The following is an 18095-nucleotide window of genomic DNA, read 5'->3' as shown; positions in this document are numbered from 1 at the left end:
CATGACAAGCATGACCCTGAACGCCGGCGCATCAGTACCGGCGCAAGACAAAACCAATTCAGCTACCGACTTAACCGATAAGCCGGCCACGGAGTCCACCTCAGTGAAACAACAGGCAGTGAAAACCCAGGAAGAAATTGCCGAAACCGTCGGCAGCCCCTTCTGTGATGAAGCCAAGCTGCGCATGCGCAACGTGAACGTATTTTACGGTGAGAGCCAGGCGATTCACGATGTCAGCCTGGATATTGGCCGCAACCAGGTGGTTGCCATGATCGGCCCTTCCGGCTGTGGTAAATCTACCTTCCTGCGCTGTCTGAATCGTATGAACGACACCATCGAAGGCTGTCGCGTAGAAGGTGACCTGACTCTGGATGGCGAAGCCATCTATGGCCCCAAGGTTGATGTGGTACCCCTGCGTGCACGTGTGGGCATGGTGTTCCAGAAGCCGAACCCCTTCCCCAAGTCCATTTACGACAACGTTGCCTACGGCCCCAAGATCCACGGCATCGCCAGCCGCCGCGCGGAACTGGACGAGATCGTGGAGAACAGCCTGCGTCGCGCCGGCCTGTGGGACGAAGTCAAAGATCGCCTGGACAAGCCGGGTACCGGCCTTTCCGGTGGTCAGCAGCAGCGTCTGTGTATCGCCCGCGCCATCGCGGTAAGCCCGGAAGTGATCCTGATGGATGAGCCCTGCTCCGCACTGGACCCGATTGCCACCGCGCGTATTGAAGAGCTGATTCATGAGCTGCGCGAAAACTACACCATCGCCATCGTGACCCACTCCATGCAACAGGCCGCGCGGGTAAGCCAGCGCACCGCTTACTTCCATCTGGGCAAACTGGTAGAGGTCAACGACACCGAGACCGTGTTCACCAACCCTGAGCACGATCTTACCGAAGCGTACATTACCGGCCGATTCGGCTAAGGTTGAGGGAGGCGGACAAAACACCATGGATATGCAATTCGATCAACACATCTCACGGCAGTTCAACGAAGATCTTGAGACACTCAAGACTGAAATGCTGGAAATGGGCGGCCTCGTAACCCGCCAGGTAGCTGACGCCGTGGAAGCGCTGGCCAATGCCGACAGTGAGTTGGCGGAAAAGGTTTTGCGCGTGGAAGAGGATATCGACCGCTGTGAAATGGAAGTAGATGAGCACGCGACGCTGATTATCGCCAAGCGCCAACCCGCTGCTTCCGATCTGCGTATGGTGATGTCGGTGATCCGTATCGCCCGTGACCTCGAGCGCGTAGGTGATGAGGCGAGCAAAATCGCCAAGATGGCCATTGCGCTATCCGACGAGGGCTCGGCCCCGCGCGGTTACACCGAGATCCGCCATATCGCCAACGCCGTGCGCAAAATGCTGAATGACGCCCTCGATGCCTACACCCGTTTCGACGTGAAATCCGCGATGGAGACCCTCGCCGAAGACGAACAGGTGGACATGGATTACCGCAGCGCTGTGCGCGAAATGGTTACCTACATGATGGAAGACCCGCGCAGTATCTCGCGGGTGATGAATGTGCTGTGGACTCTGCGCTCCCTCGAGCGTATCGGCGATCACGCCAAGAATATTTGTGAGCAGGTGGTGTACCTGGTTCAGGGTGCGGATATTCGCCACGGCAACGAGCAAAACCTGCGCTAATAAAATACGCAGTAGTGTGCAAACTGCACCCATCCTAAAAGGCCGCTTCCGCGGCCTTTTTTAATTCAGCCTCCGTTCAGTCTTGCCCTGCCACACTGCGCTCGCGAGCTTGATCCTCATTCTAAAAATAGATTGGTATTTGGTACAGGTGTCGCAATTTTTACTTTTTATTGCACCCACATTCTCATTTGCATAGAATCCGCGCCGACTTTGCCAACGTGCAAATCGGATGGGTACGCAAGTACAGATGTAATATAAACAGGGAATACTTCTATGAAGTTCAAGTTTGCAGCACTTCCATTGATGCTGGCTTCCGCGGTCGCTTCCGCAGAGCAATACAATTCTTTTACCGATGTTGACTACACCTCTACCGATTTCGGTACTGTTGACGTCGATACGCTGAGTTTCCAGTCCCAATACTATTTCGGCGCACTGGAAACTCTGGGGCCGCGCAAGGAATTTAACTACATTCTGCCGGTTTCCAATATCTACGGTGGTTTTGCCTACTCCGATGCGAACGGTAGCAGCAGCGATGCATTGACCGTTGGTGGCGAATATTACACCGGGCAGTGGAAGGTATTCGGCGAATTGCAGGATGACGATTTCTCCACCGATTACAGTGTCGGCGCAGGTTTCCTGTTTACCCCGAATTTTCTTGCCGAGGTAGAAGCGGTCAAACCTGAAGACCAAGACACTGTTCTACTTTTCCGTGGTCAATACAACCATCAGTTAACCGGCAACGACTATATCGGCTTTACCGCCGAAGTGGACGACGACTTTGATTACCGCAGCGTGTCTTCCAAGTACTTTACCGCGCTGTCCGGTGGCCAGTACCTGACCGCAGGTCTGTCCATGACCGACACCGACAACTCCGACGTGTTTTGGGGTGGCGATATCGAGTTTTACTTTAATGAAAACACTTCTATCGGTGCGGGCTATGCGGAAGATGAAAGCTACTATTTCGACGCGACCCACTTCTTCAATCGCAATGTTGCCGCTAAGGTAGCTTACGGCTCCAACCGCGATTTCGACGATCTGGATGTATTCAGCCTCGGTGTAACCATTCAGCTGTAATTTTCCCTGCGAAAATTGCGCATAAAAAAAGCGGGCGAAGAAATTCGCCCGCTTTTTTTGTTTCTATTCAGGGAAAACTTATCCCTGACCGCTCAATGCCTGAACACGGGCCTGTGCTTTAGTGCCGATGTCACCCCCGCCCTTGGCGGCAGTCTGATAGTGGCTCAGTGCGTTCTTGGTATTACCCTGCTGCTCATACACCTGCCCGAGGTAATAGTGGGCATGAGGCGTTTCCAGGTAGCGGGTGGAACGCTGCAGGTCGCGTTCGGCGGCGGTGTAGTTTTTCAGCTCAGCATTGAGCATGCCGCGCATCAGCCAGTTGGAAAACAGGGTCGGGTTTTTCTGTACCGCGGTCTCATAGGAGCGCAGCGCCGGCTGATACTGTTTCTTCTTTGCCAGCAGGTCGCCTTCCAGTGCGTAGAATGCTGCTTCCTTGGGCTGCTGCTTCTGTGCCCGGCGTGTGAGCGTCAGCGCCTGATCATATTCCTTGTTTTTTGCCGCGGTTAACGCGTCGTCGTAGCTTTTGTATGCATCCGCATCGCGCTTCAGTTGTGCGATGGCGCGCTGGTATTGACTGCGATTGACGGTGCCCGCGGGGAATTTTTTCGCGTGCTGGATGTTCGCATCGACACGGGACTGCGAGGGCGGGTGGCTGGCGAACAGCGCCTCGAGTCCGCCGGACTGACGGCCCTTGGAAAGCTCGACAAATTTCTGCTGCAGGCGCACTGCACCCTGCGGGTCATAGCCGGCCGCCACCATATACTTCATGCCGTACTCATCGGACTCCAGCTCGTTGTCACGGCCATACTTGGCGATGTAGGCGGAGCCGCCAAACTGGCTGCCAAGGGAGATCAGGTCGCTATAACCGGTGTTCTGGGTGGTGGCACCGAGAATGGCGATACCGGCGCCAAGGATCTGCTGCTGGGACATGGCTGCCGCGGAATGGCGCGCCGCCGCGTGCACAATCTCGTGGCCCAGCACTGCCGCCAGTTCCGCTTCATCTTCCAGCAGTACCAGCAGGCCGCGATTAATGGCGATTTTGCCGCCAGGCAGGGCCCAGGCGTTGGGAGTGGAGTTATTCAGCACCACGAACTCATAAGGCAGGTTGGGTTGATCCGATACCCGCGCCAGCTTCTGGCCGACGTTGCGCACATAGCTTTGCAGGGCGGGATCGATCAGGTATTCGCCACCCTGGGTCTGCTGTGCCTTGGGATACTGCTGTTCGCCCAGCGCCACTTCCTGCCCCTGGGACATCAGGGAAAGCTCTTTCTTGCCGGTCACTGGGTTGACCGCACAGCCGGCCAGGCCCGAAGTTACGGATGTAGCGATTGCGATGGCCAAAAGGCGGTTTGAGATTGAGCGCGGAAACATAATCCTCTCCCTGTATAATGCGTATCGCGAATAGCACACTATTGTACACAGTCCGGGGAGAGGGTTATGACGACCGCACTGCAGATTATTGAATTGTTTGCCGGGACCAATCCGGATGGCGAACCGGTGGTCGAGCGCATGCAGGTGAAGGTAAACGAGGACGACAGCGTGCAGCTGGTGCGTTCCCCGGCGTTTATCAAAGGCATTGCCAGCGGCGATACCATCAAGGTCAACCGCGAAGACCCCGAGAAGCCAAGCTTCGAGCTGGTAAAGCGCTCCGGTAACCTGGCGGTGCGTATCTTCTGTCGTAGCGACAGCACCAAGCTCTCCGACCAGCTGACCCCACAACTGGAAAAGCTGGGTGGGGAACTGGACCTCGAATCGCCGCGTCTACTGGTGTACAGCATTCATGTGAGCTGTGGTTTCGAAGAGATCGAGAAGATCCTGAACAGTGCCTGCGATGGCGCCAATAGCGTTTGGTATTACGGCAACGTCTACGACCCGGTCGACGGGCAGACACCGCTGAACTGGTGGCAAGACATTCTCAAGCCTGAATAAGTCCTCGCCAAGCCCGATATAAAACCCGCGACTACGCACGTAAGCAGTTAAGACCCTATGTTGATTGTTATCTCCCCCGCGAAAACCCTCGACTACGAGAGCGACATCCCCGCACTCGATACCACTCAGCCGGACTTTCTGAAAGAGTCCGCAGCCCTGATCAAGGAACTGAAGGCCCTCAGCCCGCAGGACATATCCAACCTGATGAAGGTGTCTGACAAACTGGGCGTGCTCAATTACGACCGCTTCCACAGCTGGAAACGCCCGTTCACCGACAGCAATGCCCGCCCCGCCCTGCTCGCGTTCAAGGGGGATGTGTACACGGGGCTGGAAGCGGAATCTATGGGCAAGCGCGACTTTAATTTTGCACAAAAGCATCTGCGTATGCTGTCTGGCCTGTATGGCTTACTGCGCCCGCTGGACCTGATGCAACCCTATCGCCTGGAGATGGGCACCAAGTTCGCCAACAGCGGTGGAAAAAACCTGTACGAATTCTGGGACGGCAAAATTACCGAGGCCCTGAACAGCCAGCTTGCAGACCTTAAAAGCAAACAGCTGGTTAACCTCGCGTCCAATGAGTACTTCAAGTCGGTGCAGGTGAAAAACCTGCAGGCCGATGTGGTGACGCCACACTTCAAGGACTGGAAAAACGGCCAGTATAAGATGATCAGTTTCTTCGCGAAAAAAGCGCGGGGCATGATGAGCCGCTGGGCTATCGACAACCGCGTAAAGCAGGCCGAGCAGCTGAAAGATTTTGATGCGGCCGGTTATTATTTCAGTGAAGAACACTCCAAGGGCAATGACTGGGTCTTCCTGCGCGACGAACAGCCAGCCTGAACAAACAGCGTAAACAACCAGCCTTAAAAAAATAGTACCGTGAGCAAAACACAGGAGCGCACTTATGCCCCCATGGTTTGAAATTGCCGTCACCATCGCCGCCGCCATTGCCGCGGTGTTTTTCTTTGCCAAGTACCGCGAGACCGCCGCCGCACTGCACGAATCCGAGCGCATGAAAATCAAGTATTCCAAGGATCTCGATCGCTACCGCGATACACCGCAACTGCGCGCCCTGCGCGATGCGTTGATCGGCGAGCGCAACCTGCCGGTGGATGATGAAGGCCGTGAGCAGCTGCTGATCCGTGACAGTGCGCGCAAGCTGGTGCACATCACCGTGCAAAAACGTACCGCTGAGCCGGTATCGGGCGACGAGTCGGTTGAATACACCGCAGCGGGCGAAGCGCGCACACTGCAAGAGCTGGAAGGATAGGTTTCGCGTTACTGCCTTAAACAGCATAAAAAAAGCCCCTGTTGGGGCTTTTTTTATATGTGCGATCTCTTGGCTGAATGAAATCAGGTCGTGGCGGAACTTGTCTGGGTCAGTTTCTGGCTGGGGAAGTTCAGGGTAAAGGTACTGCCGCGGCCCGGCACACTGCTGATGCTCAAATTGGCACTGTGGCGCAGCAGTACGTGCTTGACGATGGCGAGGCCGAGACCGGTACCACCGCTTTCGCGGGAGCGCCCCGCATCGACCCGGTAGAAACGCTCGGTAAGGCGCGGGATATGCAGCGGATCGATACCGATACCGGAATCCTTCACCGCAAAGTGGCCGCCGCTGGCGTCTATTCTCCAGCGCAGCTCAATGGGGCCGCCGTCAGGGCTGTATTTGACCGCGTTAAACGCCAGGTTGGCAAAGGCGCTGTGCAGTTCACCGGCATCACCGGTAATGGTGCTGTCCTCGTCGCACACCACGGAAATCTGGTGTCGCCCACCGCTCAGTGAACGGGCTTCGTCGGCCACGCGCTCCATCAGCCCGTGTACCGCGATGCGGTCGCGCCCGCTATCGCGCTCGGACGTTTCGAGGCGGGCGAGTAACAGCAGGTCATTGACCAGGCTGGTCATGCGCACCGTCTGCTCGCTCATTTGTCCCAGCGGACGCTCCCAGTTACGCGGGGCCTGGCCGCTTTCCTGCAGCGTCTCCAGATAGCCGGCAATTACCGTCAGCGGTGTACGTAATTCATGGGATACGTTGGCGACAAAGTCCCGGCGCATCTGCTCCAGATTATGCAGCCGGGTGATATCGCGCACGATCACCAGCGCTTCGTCCTGGCCGAAGCGCGTCACTTCCATTTGCAGGGTGCGCGAGTCGTCCCCGGGAGCTGGCAGGGTAATCGGCTGCAGGTCACCCTGATTGGCACCGCGCATACGCTCGTGCATGTGCTCGACAAAGCGCGGGTCGCGCACAAAGTTGATGATCGGCTGGCCGCTGTCGTCGGCTTGCAGGCGCAGCATTTCGCCGGCGACGGGGTTCCACCACGCCAGGTTGCCGTCGTCTTCCAGCGCTACGATACCTTCACGCAATGCGCTGGTACTGTCCTGCACCCGGCGCAGCATGGCGTGTAGCTTTTGCTTTTCCTTGCGGTGGCGACGTTGCATCCGATAGAAGTCGTCGGTGATATCGCCCCACACCCCAAAATTGGTGGGTGCCGGGCCACGGCGGCCATTGGACAACCAGTGGTCGAAGCGATTTTGCTGCAACAGCAGCCAGATGAGATAGACGGTGAGGCCAGAGCACAGTGCCAACCACCAGTGTCCGGTAGAGAAACCGAAGATGGTGGTGCCCAGGGCTATGATGATAAAACGCGACAACTCGCCAATACTGCGATCGAGCATGAGGTTTTGGCCATCTTGTTGGGGGCGCGTCGAAGTGCGATTCGCCGCGTCGCCGGGCGGAACAGCGGGCCCGCTGGTAAAGTTCGATGGGCGGGATTATACCCTTTCGGCGGTCTGGACTGAAAAGCGATAACCGGTCCCACGCACGGTCTGAATGTAGCGCTCATGGCCATCGATGGTCAACGCTTTGCGCAGACGTCGAATGTGTACATCCACAGTGCGTTCTTCCACATACACATTGCCGCCCCACACGTGGTCAAGCAGCTGGGTGCGGGTATAGGCGCGTTCCTGATGGCTGAGGAAAAAGGTCAGCAGGCGGAATTCCGTCGGCCCCATTTCTACCGGGTTACCGTTGATGGTGACGCGGTGGCTGATCGGATCGAGCACCAAGCCACCGGCGGTAAGTGGCTCTTCCGGAGCACTGGGGCCGGCGCGGCGCAATACGGCTTTGAGCCGTGCGACCAGCTCGCGGGGGGAAAATGGTTTGGTGATATAGTCGTCGGCGCCCGTCTCCAGGCCTTTGATCTTGTGGTCTTCCTCGCCCTTCGCGGTCAGCATCACGATGGGCAGCGACGCGGTGAGCTCGTCGCGCTTCAGGCGACGCGCCAGTTCCACACCGGATACATCCGGCAGCATCCAGTCCAGGAGAATAAGGTCGGGTCTTTCGTCGATGACCAGTGCGTGGGCCGCCTGCGCGTTCTCTGCTTCCAGGCAGCGGTAATCCGCCATCTCCAGCGCCACGCGCAACATGTCACGTACCGGGGCTTCGTCGTCGACTATAAGGATCGTCTTGCTGTGCATCTGCCTGCCATACCCTCAATGAGTTTGCTGTCGCTTCGGCGGTGCTTCACAACCTCCGCTGCGGCGCCTCGTGGCGTCCTGCCTCGTAGACTGTAGCGCCAGCCTCAACTGACTATTGTAGAGTGGCCATTTAACGTCACTTTGGTGACAAATATATGACAGGTGTTCAGGTAGCTAGCACTTGGGGTCAAAGCACATAGCTAGCGCGCGAGATAGTGGAAAAATATTCCACAAAAAAGCGCCATCCCCACGAAGTTGTTATTCAGAAATGCCTTGAAGCACGCACCCCGTTGCCGGTCGCGAATCAACCATTGCTGATAGGCGAACAGGCCAGTCACGGTTGCCACGCCGCAGTAGTAAAGAGCGCCCAAATCCGCACGTCCACCCAGCATCAGTAACGCCACAACAACCATCGCCTGCAGGCTGGCGGTCATCGCCTTGTCCAGCTCGCCAAACAGGATGGCGGTGGACTTGACGCCGATTTGCAGGTCGTCATCCCGGTCCACCATGGCGTAAAAGGTATCGTAGGCCACGGTCCACAGCAGGTTGGCGGTAAACAGCAGCCAGGCCACCGCCGGCACCTCGCCGGTCACCGCGGCAAACGCCATTGGGATGCCCATGCTGAACGCGGCCCCCAGCACCACCTGCGGCAGGTGTGTGTAGCGTTTGGCGAAGGGGTAACAGAAGGCCAGCGCCAGCGCCGGCAGGGACAGCAGAATGGTTGGGCGGTTGGTGGTCAGCACCAGCAAAAAAGCCACCAGCATCAAGCCGGCGAAGAGCATCAGTGCGCCTTTGGGTGTGGCGGCACCGGTGGCGAGCGGACGCTGCTTGGTGCGCTCTACATGCCCGTCGATATTGCGGTCGGCAAAGTCGTTAATCGCACAGCCGGCCGCGCGGGTGAGGATGACCCCCAAGGTAAACACGACAAACAAATGGAGGCCGGGCCAGCCCTCGGCGGCGATCCACAGCGCACACCAGGTGGGCCACAGTAACAACAGTGAGCCGATGGGTCGGTCCATGCGCGTCAGTTGCCAATACGGTATGGCTGCGGGCCAACGCTGTTGGATCTGGTGGCTGATAGCTTGCATGGTGGCTTCCCGTGTTCGCTGAGTACTTTGAGGTGCTTGTGCGCTTATGCCATCGGCGATGAATGAGGATTGAAACCGCTGAGGAAGGTCTCTGCAACCAACAAGGGTTTATCCTGTAGCCAGAAGGTGGAGCGGCGTCCCCACGCGTGGGGTGCACTGTCGCTCAGCTCTGGTTGCTGGCAGTGCGGATTGCGCGCGAGCCGGTTGAGCACAATGGGCCCGCGGCGAATGTCAGGTTGGCTGAACAGCAGTTCGCCGAGGGGGCGATTGTCGAGGCCGCGCAGGTAGCGGGACTTACCGGTGAGGGTGCGCTCGGGCAGCACACTGCGGGCGTAGACCCAGGGCTGTGCACTGTTGCCATACAGCAGTACCTCGCGCACCAGCGCGCGGCTGCGGTCTTTCAGGTTGAGCGCGCGGCGCTCCTCGGGCCGAGGTGTTTGCCAGCCCTGATTGAGTATCTGTACGCGGAAGCTGCCCTCGCCCAGGTACTTGAGGGCGGCAGTCAGCGAACCCGGGTGCAGCAGCCAGGGCAGCAGCTGCTCCGGCGGTTTCTGGCCGTGCAGGCTTTCCAGAGGTTGAGGATGCCAATCGCCGATGGCCTCAAAGGGGGAGTGGTACAACGCTGACTCCGCGCAAGCTTGTAGTGGTTAGATCAAACCGCATTGTACCCGAGCGCGCCACCATGGGAACGCGCTTTGCCCACAGGGGGTGAGGCCGATATAGTGGCGCATTCGCTGGCAGTTGCCGGATGCTGGCGGTACGGGCGCTGCGCCCGTGTCGATGCCATTATCTACAATGCACAAAATAATGAATTGCCACTGCAAGGTGCGCATAAACGGGAAGGACCATGGGGCTTACCAAAAAAATCGTACTGGCCATGATCGCGGGCATAGGACTCGGCCTGCTGTTCAACGTACTCAATTCCAGCCAGATTCTGGGTGAGACGCTCACCTCCTTTATCAACAATTACCTCACCAATGGCCTGTTCGACATCGTCGGCCGAATCTTCATCGCCTCGCTGAAATTGATGGTGGTGCCGTTGGTACTGGTCTCGTTGATCTGCGGTGCCTGTGCGCTGTCGGAAGGCAGCCGTGTTGGCGTACTAGCGGGCAAGACCCTGGCCCTGTATATGTTGACCACCGCCGTGGCGATTTCCCTGGCACTGCTGCTGGCGCTGGTGATTCAGCCGGGTGCGGGTATGGAACATCTGGCGGGCAATGCACAATTCGAGGCAAAACAGTCTCCGCCGCTGTCGGATGTCCTGGTCAATATCTTCCCCACCAACCCGGTGCAGGCGATGGCCGAAGGCAATATGTTGCAGATCATCGTGTTTGCCCTGCTGTTGGGCTACGCGATCTCCCGCAGCGGCAAGCCGGGTCAGCGAGTAGCGGCCTTCTTCAATGACCTGAACGATGTAATTTTGCGCATGGTGGGCGTGCTGATGGCGTTTGCACCCTACGGTGTATTTGCCCTGCTGGCGAACAAAATTGCGCTGCTGGGGCTGGATGCGATTCCCACCCTGGCGAAGTATTTCAGCGTGGTGCTGCTGGCACTGATGGTGCATGCGCTCGGGGTTTATCCGCTGCTGCTGAAACTGCTGTCCGGTCTGAATCCGGTGCAGCTGCTGAAGAAAATGCGTCCGGCAATGGCCTTTGCCTTTAGTACTGCATCATCCGCAGCGACTATTCCAGTCACCCTGCAGACCGTAGAAAAGCGCCTGGGTGTGGATAACAAGGTGGCCTCTTTCACCGTACCGCTGGGTGCGACCATCAATATGGATGGCACCGCGATTATGCAGGGTGTGGCCACGGTGTTTATTTCCCAGCTGTATGGTATTGAGATCGGCCTGATGGGCTACCTGACGGTAATTCTGACGGCGACGCTCGCTTCTGTAGGCACCGCCGGTGTACCGGGTGTCGGCCTGATTATGCTGGCGATGGTACTGGGCCAGGTTGGCCTGCCGGTCGAAGGTATTGCGATCGTGATGGGTGTGGACCGCCTGCTGGATATGGTGCGTACCGCGGTGAATATTACCGGGGATGCGGTAGTGAGCAGTGTGGTCGCGAAGAGCGAGGGTGCACTGGATGTAAGTACCTTCAACGACGAAAACTACAACAGCGTTGTCGATCAGGGTGATGGCCGCTCAACCATAGCCTGAGGTATTTAAGCTTTGAGCTATTAGGTATAGATAATCAGTATCTGGGCCTGTAGAACCGATAAAAAAGGGCGAGACGCGTAAGCGCCTCGCCCTTTTTTATGTCGGTATCTTTTATGTCTGTATCGAAGGTTAAACGGAGACTAAATCACTCAGCGCGTCAGCTTCAAGATGGTCCTCCATACGCTCCACCAGTTCCTCGACCATTTCGGTTAGGGCGCTCTCGATGGCTTCCTGGGTATTGTCTTCGGTGGCGCGACCGTCGAGGTAACTGCGCACGCGATACTTTTCGGTGATTTTCAGTTTGCCAATATCAACGCGCTGCTCGCGCAGGGTGTTGCCATTGCGCCCGGCGAGAGTGAAGCGGAACTCGCCGCTCAAAGCGACGTGCCCTTTCTCGGTATCGTGGTTCTTCGCGGGCTTCATGCTGTTCAGGTGTTTGATCACTTTGATCTGGATATTGTTTTCCAGGTTCAAAAGACCGTTTTCCTTCACCAGCGGAACTTCCTCATCTTCCAGGTATTCGTATAACACCCGGGCAAACTCGCTGTGGATATGTTGGGTGTAGTTGCGCACCGCCTTTTGCTTGAGCTCGGCGAGCCCGCCGCCATTGCCGGCCATTGCCAACATCAACTGCATATCCCCGGATACAGGCATGGGCACGTCGATTTCGATTTTGCCGGGGGTAATGACGAGGCTTGGGACATGATCACTGCCGCCCCAGAAACTTTCCTGGGCGGTGGCCTGGTCGACGGTAGTTGTGGATAGTGCAAGGCTGCACAGGCCCGCGGCCAGCAGCCGACGGATTCCTTGGTTTCTCATACATCGCTCCCTGTTTTATTTTTATACGGGGATGGTGTTTTTTTTGTGCGTCGCGGCGAATGGTTTCGCTCTGTTTATGTTAGACGTCTGTACCAAGCTGCCACTTATTGCAGGTAAACGCAAAAATATTTCGTGACTTGTGCGTCATGTTGGTTGTGAGTTGTGAGGTGGGTCGCAGCGAAAGGGCGATAAATGGAGTAGCAATAGCTGAAAGAGAGGGGGCTGCACCGCCCGGGGTGGGCGGTGGGGAGAAGCGTTAGTTCTGGCCGGTGAGTTCGAGCAGTGCGTCCGCTTCGAGATCGTCTTCAACGCGGTCGAGGATACGTTTCACCAGTTGGTCCGCCATGCGCTGCAGTTGTTCACCGGTGTTGTCTTCGTTTTCGTCACCATATACGGACGTCTTGATCTGGTATTTGCCTTTCAGGCGTAGGTTGGCGATATCCAGGCGCTTTTCTCTCAGTACCCGTTCGCCCGGTGCCTGCAGGCGCAGCAGGTAGTCGCCACTGGCGCTGAGGTTACCGCGTTCGATTTCCGTGTCGCCTTTGGTTTTAAGGCCACTCAGCTGCTTAACCACAGAAATATCCACAAAGTTAAACAGGATCAGCGAGTGGTTATCGCTGCGTAGTGGAATCTCTTCGTCGGCAAAGAATTCACGCAGGGCGCTGTCCAGGCGTGTGCGCAGATAATCGCTGAACTCGCGGCTGGCGGTTTCCTTGGCTGCGGAAACCCCGCCGCCGTTGGTAGCCTGTGCCAGCAGGCTTTCGAAATCGGTACCCTGCAGCGGTGTCGGTACCTCTGCAGCTACTTCGATCTTGGCCAGAGTCACATGTAGCGCGGGCTGCTCCTGAGCGTGTGCCATAACTCCAAACAAGCTTGTACACAGCAGAAGTCCGAGGCGGGCAAGGCGTTTTACATTGCCGCGGTGCTGGGTGAAGGCTGCGCTGTTGAACATGATGCGCTGACTCATTCAGCTGACTCCTGCACCTGATTCTTTCAGGTGATCGCTATACAAATTTGTGTGCCGCGGCTGCAGTGGCCACGGACTCTTATGTGGTAGAGGGGCCGCTACTGCATGCCGCTAAACCCTCGTACCAATGAGGCTGCCACCACATGTGAGCGAGTGCAAAAATATTAGTGACCCGAAGTGACCAATTGGTCTTAGCAATAACGGCCGGGAGAAAAAACTGTGGGGCGGTTGGCAACAATAGGCGCCAACCGGCGGGAATGCACAGGGAGGAACAAGGGGGAATTGGGGAAATTAGGAGAGGAGCCGGGACTGATTCCTCAGGCCTCGGCAAAGCGTGGCTTGTTGTGCAGCCAGCGTCTCACCAGCGCGGCGCGGGCCTCTTCGCTCAACTGTGGAGCGGCAGCAATTTTTTGCACCTGCGGCAATAGGTGGGCATCTCGCTGCAGGTCGGCAATACGATGCTGGATCTCGCCGGTCTGGCGGGTGCCGAGGATCTCCCCCGGGCCGCGCAAACGCAAGTCTTCCTCGGCGATGGCGAAGCCGTCCGAATGACTGCGCAGGGCCTGTAGCCGTGCGCGACCGTTGGCGGAGAGCGGGCTGGAATACATCAACACGCAGTGGCTGGCGATACTGCCCCGCCCTACCCGGCCCCGCAACTGGTGCAGCTGGGCGAGTCCCAGGCGCTCGGGGTTTTCGATAATCATCAGACTGGCATTGGGCACATCCACACCCACCTCGATCACGGTGGTTGCCACCAGCAAATCCACGTCGCCGGCCTTGAACGCCTTCATCACCAGCTCTTTGGCTTCTGGTTTCATGCGTCCGTGCACCAGTGCCACGCGTGCGCCATCCAAGGTGTCTGCCAGTTCCTCGGCGGTGGATTCCGCGGCCTGGGCCTGCAGGGTTTCGGACTCTTCAATCAAGGTGCACACCCAGTAGGCCTGTCGGCCCTCGCTCACGGCACTTTGTACACGCTCCATCACATCAAAGCGGCGTTCATTGGAAATAGCCACAGTATTGATCGGCTGCCGTCCGGGCGGCAGTTCGTCGATAACGGAGCAGTCCAGGTCGGCAAACGCGGACATGGCCAGGGTGCGGGGAATCGGGGTGGCGGTCATGATCAGCTGATGGGGTTGGGTACGGGTCTCACCCTCGACTGCACCTTTTTCGCGCAGCTGCAGACGCTGGCGCACACCGAAGCGATGCTGTTCGTCGATGATCACCAGCGCCAGGCGATGGAACTCCACACCTTCCTGAAATAGGGCGTGGGTGCCGACGATCAACTGCGCATCGCCATTTTCGATGGCCGCCAGTTGCGCGCGTTTTTCTGCGGCTTTCATGCTGCCGGTGAGCCAGCCCACGGTAATTCCCAGTGGCTCCAGCCAGCCGCTGAAGTTGATGCGATGCTGCTCGGCGAGGATTTCCGTGGGTGCCATCACCACACACTGGTGACCGGCGCCGATTGCCTGCAGCGCTGCGCGTGCAGCCACCAGTGTTTTGCCGGCTCCGACGTCGCCCTGTAGTAGGCGCATCATGGGAGTGGCGGTGGCGAGATCGTCGGCGATCTCCCTGCCCACCCGTTGCTGTGCATTGGTGGGGGAAAAAGGCAGGCGCGAGAGAAAATCCCGCTCCAGCGCGGCATTGAGCGCAAGCGGTGGTGCGGCAACCTGGGCGCCACTTCGGCGCAGTTCCAGCAGGCTCAGATGGTGGGCCAGCAATTCCTCCAGCGCCAGCCGTTGCTGTGCAGGGTGCTGACCTTCGGCCAATTGGGCGAGGTCGGCATCTGCCGGTGGCTGGTGCAGATACATCAGTGCGCCCGCCAATGGCAGCTGCATTTCCTGCGGCAACAGCTGGGCCGGCAGCAGTTCGCTGACGTTGCCCTGGGCCAGCCAGTCCAGACCCTGGCCAATAAGTGCGCGCAGGCGCCCCTGCCCCAGCCCTTCGGTCAGCGGGTAAACCGGGGTCAGGGTTTCCGCATTGGGTGAAGTGGTCTCGCCGAGCACCTCGGTTTCCGGGTGATACAGCTCGATGCCGGCGCTACCGCGCCGCGCTTCGCCGTAGCAGCGCACGCGCGTGCCCGCCGCCAGGCGGTTTTTTTGTGCCGCAGTGAAGTGGAAAAAGCGCAGGGTGACACTGCCGGTGGTGTCTTGAATGCGCACCGCGAGGCTGCGGCGGCGCCCGAAAATAACGTCCGCTGCGCGCACTTCTCCCTCGATAACCGCGTCCATGCCAGGGCGCAGACCCGCCAGCGGTACAACTCGAGTGCGGTCCTGGTAGCGCGCAGGCAGGTGGAATAGCAGATCCTGCAGGGAGCTGATGTGCAGTTTGGCGAGGGTTTCCGCAAGTTTGGCGCCGACACCCTTGAGAGCGGTGACGGGAATTTCTGCCAGGGGTTTTTGCGGAGGATTCTGCGGTTGGCTCACGGACTCTGCAGCTGGCACTGGTTGATCGCGTCGCGCAGCATATCGATGGCGCGATGCCGGGGAAAGCTGGCGCGCCATGCCAGAGCCACGGTGCGCTGTGGTGCGGGGGAAACAAACGGACGGGTCACCAGCACCCCGGTGGCGTACTGCGAGGCAGCGGCGGCCGAAAGAGGTAACACGGTGATGCCCAGGCGCGAGGCCACCATATGGCGCAGGGTTTCCAGGGAGCTGCCGTCGGCGGCGGTACGAATATGTCCGCTGCCGGCTTCTTTTTCGATGGACTGCTGCAGCTGCGGGCAGGCTTCCAGTACCTGATCGCGGAAGCAGTGGCCTTCACCCAGCAACAGTACATTGTCTTCGCACAGTTGTTCCGGTGTCAGCGCTTCGTATTTCGCCAGTGGGTGGTCCGAGGGCATCAGCACCACAAACGGCTCGTCGTAGAGGGGTTGGGTTACTACGTCCGGCTCGGTAAACGGCAGCGCGATGATCACCGCATCCAGCTCACCCTTGCGCAGTCGCCCGCGCAGGGTCGAGGTATAGCCCTCCTCTACATACAGCGGCATCTGTGGCGCCAGTTGTTGCAGCTGGGGAATAAAGTGCGGGAACAGATAGGGGCCGATGGTAAAAATTGCGCCCACCGACAGGGGGCTGCTGAGCTGGTCCTTACCGGCGCTGGCAATATCCTTGATGGCCGCGGATTGCTCTAGTACCAATTGCGCTTGCGCGACGATACGCTCTCCAAGTGGTGTGGCCTGCACCCGGGTCTTGGAGCGCTCAAACAGGGCCACCCCAAGTTCTTTTTCCAGCTTCTTCACCGCAATCGACAGGGTGGGCTGGCTGACAAAGCAGCGCTCGGCAGCGCGGCCAAAGTGCTGTTCCTGGGCCAGGGTAACGATGTATCGGAGCTCGTTCAGTGTCATGGTAAACGCAATCAGATAAATCCAGGCGATAGAGTTTATTCATAAACACCCCCTGGCGGCCAGCAAAACCGCCAGGACGTTGTGTAAATGTCACAATCTAGAAAAAAATGCTATTAGACAGGTTTATGAATAGTAAGATTTGCTATTAACTTGCGCACCGCACAGGCGATGTGGCGCTTTTTTTACTATACATGGAAGGTAAGCGTTCAAATTACATCAAGCGGAGGATCGCTATGGGAATCTTGTCTTGGATTATTTTGGGTCTCATCGCCGGTGCGCTGGCCAAGTGGATCATGCCCGGGCCGGATCCAGGTGGTTGGATTGTCACCATGGTCATCGGTATCGTAGGTGCGTTTATCGGCGGCTGGGTCGGTAGCTTTGTTGGCCTGGGTACCACCGGCGGTCTGTCTCTCGGCAGTATCATCACCGCGGTAGTGGGTGCAGTTATCCTGCTGTTTATCTATCGAATGGTGAAATCGCGAGGGTGACGAAGTTTGGTTCGTCTACCCATACGGGGCCCAAAAAAGCGACGGGCCCCGTTCACAGACTTCGTTAGGGAAACAGGCTATAAATAGCCAACCTGACGGAAAATTCATCGCAATTCTACGTATAATTCTAATCGCGCCCACCAGCGTGTGGACCGAAAAATATTGGGACCGGCATTCGGTACCCAGGGGAAAAAGCAAGCGGTTATGGCAAAGGAAAAAGTCTGGATCTTCGGTTGCGGCGATCTGGGGACACGCCTCGCACTGAAGTTGGATCGCAAGGCGTACGATGTGTTTGGTGTGCGGCGCAATCCGTTACAGGCACTGGCACGCAAGCGCCGCGCGGACGTCGTCAATTGGCGCCGCGGCGATGCCACCAAAACAGAAGATATCCATCGCCACCTGAGCCAGGGTGCCGACATTGTCATCGCTACCTTCACTCCCGGCGCCAGCACCCCCCAAGCCTACCAGCGCGCCTATGTCGAAACGGCCACCTGTTTGCGCCAGTCCCTCGCGGATATGGAAAAACCCCCGCGCCTGTTGCTGTGGGTTTCCTCTACCCGCGTGTATGGTCAGAGTGGTGACCAGTGGCTGGATGAACGCTCCCAGCCCATGCCGAGTAGCTTCCAGGGCGACGCACTGCTGGCCGCAGAAAAGATTGCCCAGCAGAGCGTGACCGAAACCTGCGTGGTGCGTTTTGCCGGTATCTACGGCCCCGGCCGCGACCGACTGCTCTCGCAAGTGCGCGCCGGCCGCTGCGCACCGCCATCACCGCCTCAGTTCAGCAACCGTATTCACGTCGACGATGCCGTTGGCTTTCTGGCGCACCTGATCGAGGGCCAGAAAAAAGATATGTCGTTGGAGAAACTGTATATCGGTGCGGACTGCACCCCGGTTCCCATGTACGAACTACAGAGCTGGCTGGCAAAATCGATGGGTTATACAAGCGCGCATCTGCGCGAAGAAGTGGCCACCAGCGAACGTCGCTCCAAGAAATTGAGCAACAAACGCATGCTGGATAGCGGCTATGACATGCTGTATCCGGATTATCGCGCCGGCTACCGCACCCTGCTGGAAAACGACTGATCAATTCGTCATTCGCGCCGCCCTTTCCG

General features: G+C 58.0%; 18 protein-coding genes. 9 read left to right on the top strand and 9 right to left on the bottom strand.

Features of this window, described 5'->3' with window-relative positions; translation table 11 throughout:
* Positions 1 to 10 precede the first annotated feature (10 nt).
* The 3 genes from pstB to Mag101_RS17390 all read left to right on the top strand — a co-directional run bounded on the left by pstB (position 11) and on the right by Mag101_RS17390 (position 2720).
* Positions 11 to 925: a phosphate ABC transporter ATP-binding protein PstB gene (gene pstB, locus Mag101_RS17400; protein WP_157520644.1), complete on the top strand. Its 915-nt coding sequence runs from the start codon at positions 11 to 13 to the stop codon at positions 923 to 925.
* A gap of 25 nt (positions 926 to 950) precedes the next feature.
* Complete coding sequence (phoU, locus tag Mag101_RS17395) at positions 951 to 1646, top strand: phosphate signaling complex protein PhoU (protein WP_077407824.1); 696 nt, start codon at positions 951 to 953, stop codon at positions 1644 to 1646.
* A 273-nt stretch (positions 1647 to 1919) separates the two neighbouring features.
* Positions 1920 to 2720, top strand: a complete 801-nt coding sequence (locus tag Mag101_RS17390) for a putative porin (RefSeq protein ID WP_077407822.1) — start codon at positions 1920 to 1922, stop codon at positions 2718 to 2720.
* A 78-nt stretch (positions 2721 to 2798) separates the two neighbouring features.
* Here the strand turns inward: Mag101_RS17390 and Mag101_RS17385 are convergent, their stop codons facing one another.
* A complete protein-coding gene (locus Mag101_RS17385; RefSeq protein WP_077407820.1) occupies positions 2799 to 4091 on the bottom strand; it encodes a M48 family metalloprotease in 1293 nt (430 codons plus the stop codon).
* A gap of 66 nt (positions 4092 to 4157) precedes the next feature.
* Between Mag101_RS17385 and Mag101_RS17380 the strand changes: the two genes are divergently transcribed.
* The 3 genes from Mag101_RS17380 (at position 4158) to Mag101_RS17370 (ending at position 5916) form a co-directional block, all read left to right on the top strand.
* Positions 4158 to 4649, top strand: a complete 492-nt coding sequence (locus Mag101_RS17380) for a DUF4265 domain-containing protein (protein WP_077407818.1) — start codon at positions 4158 to 4160, stop codon at positions 4647 to 4649.
* A gap of 57 nt (positions 4650 to 4706) precedes the next feature.
* Positions 4707 to 5486 (top strand): peroxide stress protein YaaA, encoded by a 780-nt coding sequence (gene yaaA / locus Mag101_RS17375; protein ID WP_077407816.1) that lies wholly within the window; start codon positions 4707 to 4709, stop codon positions 5484 to 5486.
* Between the two features lie 64 nt (positions 5487 to 5550).
* Positions 5551 to 5916: a hypothetical protein gene (locus Mag101_RS17370; protein ID WP_077407814.1), complete on the top strand. Its 366-nt coding sequence runs from the start codon at positions 5551 to 5553 to the stop codon at positions 5914 to 5916.
* Positions 5917 to 5999: 83 nt separating this feature from the next.
* Here the strand turns inward: Mag101_RS17370 and phoR are convergent, their stop codons facing one another.
* The 4 genes from phoR to Mag101_RS17350 all read right to left on the bottom strand — a co-directional run bounded on the left by phoR (position 6000) and on the right by Mag101_RS17350 (position 9828).
* Positions 6000 to 7319 carry a phosphate regulon sensor histidine kinase PhoR gene (gene phoR / locus Mag101_RS17365; protein WP_077407812.1) on the bottom strand — a complete coding sequence of 440 codons (1320 nt, stop codon included), beginning with the start codon at positions 7317 to 7319 and terminating at the stop codon, positions 6000 to 6002.
* A 96-nt stretch (positions 7320 to 7415) separates the two neighbouring features.
* Positions 7416 to 8120, bottom strand: coding sequence for a phosphate regulon transcriptional regulator PhoB (phoB, locus tag Mag101_RS17360; RefSeq protein ID WP_077407810.1), 705 nt, complete (start codon positions 8118 to 8120; stop codon positions 7416 to 7418).
* 200 nt (positions 8121 to 8320) lie between these two features.
* A complete protein-coding gene (gene ubiA / locus Mag101_RS17355) occupies positions 8321 to 9208 on the bottom strand; it encodes a 4-hydroxybenzoate octaprenyltransferase (RefSeq protein WP_077407809.1) in 888 nt (295 codons plus the stop codon).
* 44 nt (positions 9209 to 9252) lie between these two features.
* Positions 9253 to 9828 carry a chorismate--pyruvate lyase family protein gene (locus Mag101_RS17350; protein WP_077407807.1) on the bottom strand — a complete coding sequence of 192 codons (576 nt, stop codon included), beginning with the start codon at positions 9826 to 9828 and terminating at the stop codon, positions 9253 to 9255.
* A 227-nt stretch (positions 9829 to 10055) separates the two neighbouring features.
* Here Mag101_RS17350 and Mag101_RS17345 point away from each other — a divergent pair, with 227 nt between their 5' ends.
* On the top strand, positions 10056 to 11366 hold the full coding sequence (locus tag Mag101_RS17345; RefSeq protein WP_077407805.1) for a dicarboxylate/amino acid:cation symporter: 1311 nt from the start codon (positions 10056 to 10058) through the stop codon (positions 11364 to 11366).
* A gap of 129 nt (positions 11367 to 11495) precedes the next feature.
* On the opposite strand, the gene Mag101_RS17340 is transcribed toward Mag101_RS17345, so the two are convergent.
* The 4 genes from Mag101_RS17340 to Mag101_RS17325 form a co-directional block, all read right to left on the bottom strand.
* Positions 11496 to 12185, bottom strand: coding sequence for a hypothetical protein (locus tag Mag101_RS17340; protein WP_077407803.1), 690 nt, complete (start codon positions 12183 to 12185; stop codon positions 11496 to 11498).
* 256 nt (positions 12186 to 12441) lie between these two features.
* Positions 12442 to 13152 (bottom strand): hypothetical protein, encoded by a 711-nt coding sequence (locus Mag101_RS17335; protein ID WP_077407801.1) that lies wholly within the window; start codon positions 13150 to 13152, stop codon positions 12442 to 12444.
* A 317-nt stretch (positions 13153 to 13469) separates the two neighbouring features.
* Positions 13470 to 15575 (bottom strand): ATP-dependent DNA helicase RecG, encoded by a 2106-nt coding sequence (recG, locus tag Mag101_RS17330; RefSeq protein ID WP_077407800.1) that lies wholly within the window; start codon positions 15573 to 15575, stop codon positions 13470 to 13472.
* A complete protein-coding gene (locus Mag101_RS17325) occupies positions 15572 to 16495 on the bottom strand; it encodes a hydrogen peroxide-inducible genes activator (RefSeq protein ID WP_077407798.1) in 924 nt (307 codons plus the stop codon). Before Mag101_RS17325 ends, recG begins: the two co-directional genes overlap by 4 nt.
* 233 nt (positions 16496 to 16728) lie before the next feature.
* Between Mag101_RS17325 and Mag101_RS17320 the strand changes: the two genes are divergently transcribed.
* A complete protein-coding gene (locus Mag101_RS17320; RefSeq protein ID WP_010132108.1) occupies positions 16729 to 16983 on the top strand; it encodes a GlsB/YeaQ/YmgE family stress response membrane protein in 255 nt (84 codons plus the stop codon).
* Positions 16984 to 17187: 204 nt separating this feature from the next.
* Positions 17188 to 18066, top strand: coding sequence for an NAD-dependent epimerase/dehydratase family protein (locus tag Mag101_RS17315; protein WP_077407796.1), 879 nt, complete (start codon positions 17188 to 17190; stop codon positions 18064 to 18066).
* Positions 18067 to 18095: the final 29 nt, after the last annotated feature.

Source organism: Microbulbifer agarilyticus, assembly GCF_001999945.1.
Taxonomy (GTDB): Bacteria; Pseudomonadota; Gammaproteobacteria; order Pseudomonadales; family Cellvibrionaceae; genus Microbulbifer; species Microbulbifer agarilyticus_A.
The sequence above is the reverse complement of the archived record's forward strand: the minus strand, read 5'-3'. Positions and strand labels throughout refer to the sequence as shown.